Source organism: Halochromatium glycolicum (assembly GCF_016584085.1).
In the GTDB taxonomy this organism is placed as follows: domain Bacteria; phylum Pseudomonadota; class Gammaproteobacteria; order Chromatiales; family Chromatiaceae; genus Lamprobacter; species Lamprobacter glycolicus.
In genome coordinates, this window is the sequence record NZ_NRSJ01000119.1 from 1 (window position 1) to 975 (window position 975).

The 975-nt window shown below is 56.3% G+C and carries 1 protein-coding gene; it reads left to right on the forward strand.

The features are described 5' to 3' along the window. Positions 1 to 296: 296 nt before the first annotated feature. A complete protein-coding gene (locus CKO40_RS23760; protein ID WP_200348932.1) occupies positions 297 to 824 on the forward strand; it encodes a GNAT family N-acetyltransferase in 528 nt (175 codons plus the stop codon). Positions 825 to 975: the final 151 nt, after the last annotated feature.

Consider the following 975-nt stretch of genomic DNA (forward strand, 5'->3'; position numbering starts at 1 on the left):
GATGGGTTTCGTCACCTCGTGCTGACTCACCCAGGGACTGAGCCTTCTATGCGGTTTCTGTCCGTCGGCTCGCACCTTTGCGCTCGGGCTTCCTCCAGACATCCCCTCGCGGGTTTGCCCTTGCCGTTGGCTAGTCGTTCTATCGGTCCAAGAGGACACTACAGGTACTCCTACAGGGGACTTTCACCCCACCAGTTCATGCCCATGCCGGGCGTACACAAGGCAAATTCAGCCGACGCGCCAAAGGCGCGCGCGGCTCATTTGCATCGTTGGGCGTCTTTAGGTGAATTGAAGTGATGGATGTCACGATTCAACCATTTCGGGAATCAGACGCACCAAAACTCTATGCGGCGGTTCGCGAGTCGATAGCAGAAGTCCAGCCGTGGATGCCTTGGTGCCACGACCAGTACAGCGAAGCTGACGCAATCTCCTGGATCGAACTCGCAAGCCGGGGTCGCGCCGAAAAGACAATGTTCGAGTTTGCAATCTTCTCCGCCGAGGCTCTTATAGGCGCCTGCGGCATCAATCACATAAATCTAAATGATCGTGTGGCAAATTTGGGCTACTGGGTAAGATCTAGCCGCACCGGCCGAGGAGCGGCAACAGAAGCGGTAAAGCAGCTGATTTCCTGGGGCTTCGATAACACCGAGTTTAACCGCATCGAAATTGTCGCCGCAGTAGAGAACGTGCCTAGCCAGCGGGTTGCGGAGAAGGTAGGAGCTGTGAGAGAAGGCATCCTCCGAATGCGAACCATGACCGGGAATGGTCCATCGGATGCAGTCATGTACTCGGTCGTACGGCCAGATTTAGAAGAGTCGAAATAGGTGGCTAAAGTGCAGCAGCCGCCCAATCGGGTAAGGGCGGGTGTTTAGCCCGCCCTCCCCACACCACCTAGCATGCGGGTCCGCACTAGGCGATTCACAAGAAGGGAGCACACGACGCTTTAGGCATAGCCATGCGCTTTCATCCACTGAT

Excerpts from the sequence above, each read along its gene's own strand:
- CKO40_RS23760 (WP_200348932.1), top strand. The coding sequence starts at position 297 with ATGGATGTCACGATTCAACCATTTCGGGAATCAGACGCACCAAAACTC.